This is a genomic window from Stenotrophomonas sp. NPDC077659, assembly GCF_050268705.1.
GTDB lineage: Bacteria > Pseudomonadota > Gammaproteobacteria > Xanthomonadales > Xanthomonadaceae > Stenotrophomonas.
In genome coordinates, this window is sequence record NZ_JBNNHG010000240.1 from 1 (window position 1) to 2,959 (window position 2,959).

Here is a 2,959-nt window from a genome sequence, read left to right on the forward strand (position 1 = left end):
CGGGTCCATCGACATGCCGTAGCTGCCGTAGGCGTACTGGAACAGCGCGCCCTTGCCATCCTTCTGGTAGCCCTTGCGGTAAACCAGCGACACCGGCACCTTCACTCCGTCGCGTGCGGTGATCCAGATGCGGTCGGTTTCGTACTTCGAGGCGTCATAGCCGATGACCGGCTGCACCTTCAGCTGGCGGCGCTCGCCGGTGGCGGTGTTCAGTTCGAACACGGTGGTCGGGGTGGTCATCGAGGTATACACGTAGCGCAGCCACGGCGTATCGGCCTCGGTGTTGTCGCCCAGGCCCATCGAATACGCCGGCTCATCGGCCTTCACGTAGTCGCTGCGGCCATCCTTGAACAGCAGGCGGATGCGCTCCAGCCCTTCGGAACGTTCGGCGATGGCGGTGTAGTTGTCGAACAGCTCGAAACCTTCGATGAACACCGCATCGTCGTGTGCGATCCAGTCCTTCCACTGCGCGCGCGAGGTGGCATCGGTCGGGGCGGTGACCAGCTTGAAGTTCTTCGCCCCATCGTTGGTACGGATCACCCAGCGGCCGTCGTAATGGTCGGCGTCGTACTCGACATCGCGCTGGCGCGGGGCCAGTACGGTGAAATGCGTTGGGTCGCTGGCCGGCGCGTAACGCTCTTCCGAGGACACCGTGCTGTGCACGCCGATGGTGATGAAGCGATCGTCGCGGGTACGGCCGATGCCCATGTAGAAGCTGTCGTCCTTTTCTTCGTAGACGACGGTGTCGGCACTGGCCGGGGTGCCCAGCACGTGCTTCTTCACGCGCACGGTCAGCAGGGTTTCCGGATCGTTCTCGACGTACAGCACGGTGCGGTTGTCGTCGGCCCAGACCACGTTGCCGGAGGTGCCGGTGATGACATCGGGCAGCACCTTGCCGGTGGCCAGATCCTTGAAGCGGATGGTGTACTGGCGGCGGCCGACGTCATCGTCAGCCCATGCCAGCAGCTGGTTGTCCTGGCTGACTTCCATCGCGCCGACGCTGAAGTAGCCCTTGCCGGCGGCCATTGCGTTGACATCCAGCAGCACTTCCTCGGCGGCGTCCATGCTGCCCTTGCGGCGCGCGTGGATGGGGTAGTCCTGGCCGGTTTCGTAGCGGCTGTAGTACCAGTAGCCGCGCTCGCGTGCCGGCACGCTGGCATCGTCCTGCTTGATGCGTCCGACAATCTCCTTGTACAGCGTGTCTTCCAGCGGCTTCAGCGGGGCCAGCAGCTGGTCGGCGTAGGCATTTTCGGCCTGCAGGTAGGCCAGCATGTCCTTGTTCCCGCGCGTGTCGTCGCGCAGCCAGTAATAGTCATCGTTGCGGGTGGCGCCGAACGGCGCCTTGACCACGTGCGGGTGCTTGGCGGCATCCGGCGGGACGGGCGGGGTGGCGGCGGTAACGGTGCTGGTCATCAGGCTGGCAAGCAACAGGCATAGGGTGGATTTCATGAGATAGGGTTCCTTGAAGGGCAATGCAATGGCGTCCTTCAGCCCGAGTCTGGGTTGCGGAACGACTGCGGGCAACCCTGCAGATCGTCACGGTGACCATGCCTGCCGGTAGTGCCGGCCGCTGGCCGGCAACCTTACGGCCTGCAGGCGGATCGGTTGCCGGCCAGCGGCCGGCACTACCAGAGCGCGTGCCCCGGCATGCGGCGTACCATGGCCGCATGAGCACCCTGCCCCACCCGCCGGGCTACAGCCGGCGCAGCCATGAAATCGCCCCGTTTCACGTGATGTCCCTGCTGGCCCGCGCGCAGGCGCTGGAACAGGCCGGCCACGATGTGATCCATCTGGAGATCGGCGAACCGGACTTCACCACCGCCGAACCGGTCGTGCGCGCCGGCCAGGTGGCACTGGCGGCCGGCCATACCCGCTACACCGCCGCGCGCGGCCTGCCGGCCCTGCGCCAGGCCATCAGCGGTTTCTACCGCAGCCACTATGGGCTGGATATCGACCCCGAGCGCATCCTGGTCACCCCCGGCGGCTCCGGCGCGCTGCTGCTGGCCAGCAGCCTGCTGGTCGATCCGGGCCGACACTGGCTGCTGGCCGATCCTGGCTATCCCTGCAACCGCCATTTCCTGCGCCTGGTGGAAGGCGGCGCGCAACTGGTGCCGGTCGGCCCCGACACCGCCTACCAGCTGACCCCGCCACTGGTGGAACAGCACTGGAATGCCGACAGCGTCGGCGCCCTGGTCGCCTCGCCGGCCAACCCCACCGGCACCGTGCTGTCAGCCGATGAACTGGCCGCGCTGTCGACATCGCTGCACGCGCGCGGCGGCCACCTGGTGGTGGACGAGATCTACCACGGCCTGACCTATGGCCTGGATGCGCCCAGCGTGCTGCAGGTGGATGACAGCGCGTTCGTGCTGAACAGCTTCTCCAAGTACTTCGGCATGACCGGCTGGCGGCTGGGCTGGCTGGTGGCACCACCGGCAGCGGTGCCCGATCTGGAAAAGCTGGCGCAGAACCTGTACATCAGCGCGTCCAGCATTGCCCAGCATGCAGCGCTGGCGTGTTTCAGCGAAGAATCGATGGATATCTTCGAGCAGCGCCGCGAGGCGTTCCGGCAGCGCCGCGACTTCCTGCTGCCGGCCCTGCGCGAGCTTGGCTTCCGCATCGAGGTGGAGCCGCAGGGCGCGTTCTACCTGTACGCCGACGTCAGCGCGTTCACTGACGATGCGCAGGCCTTCTGCGCGCATTTCCTGGAAACCGAGCACGTGGCTTTCACCCCGGGCCTGGATTTTGGTTTCCACCGCGCCAACCAGCACGTGCGCCTGGCGTACACGCAGGACGTGCCGCGGTTGCGGGAGGCGGTGGAGCGGATTGCGCGCGGGTTGAAGCATTTCCGGTAGTGCCGGGCGGGGGGGGGGGGGGGGGGGGGGGGCCCCCCCCCCCCCCCCCCCCCCCAAGCAACAAAAACACCAAAGACACAAAGACAACGAAAACCAAAAAAACAACA

The 2,959-nt window shown here is 66.3% G+C and carries 2 protein-coding genes; one reads left to right on the top strand and one right to left on the bottom strand.

What is annotated here, in order from left to right; genetic code table 11:
- On the bottom strand, nt 1-1,449 hold a 1,449-nt coding region (locus ACQKDV_RS18975), incomplete at its 3' end, for a S9 family peptidase (RefSeq protein ID WP_427785787.1).
- A gap of 218 nt (nt 1,450-1,667) precedes the next feature.
- Here ACQKDV_RS18975 and ACQKDV_RS18980 point away from each other — a divergent pair.
- Nucleotides 1,668-2,852, top strand: a complete 1,185-nt coding sequence (locus tag ACQKDV_RS18980) for a pyridoxal phosphate-dependent aminotransferase (RefSeq protein WP_427785788.1) — start codon at nt 1,668-1,670, stop codon at nt 2,850-2,852.
- Nucleotides 2,853-2,959: the final 107 nt, after the last annotated feature.

What these genes read in the sequence shown, in the direction of transcription:
- ACQKDV_RS18980 (WP_427785788.1), top strand. Translation starts at nt 1,668, where the DNA reads ATGAGCACCCTGCCCCACCCGCCGGGCTACAGCCGGCGCAGCCATGAA.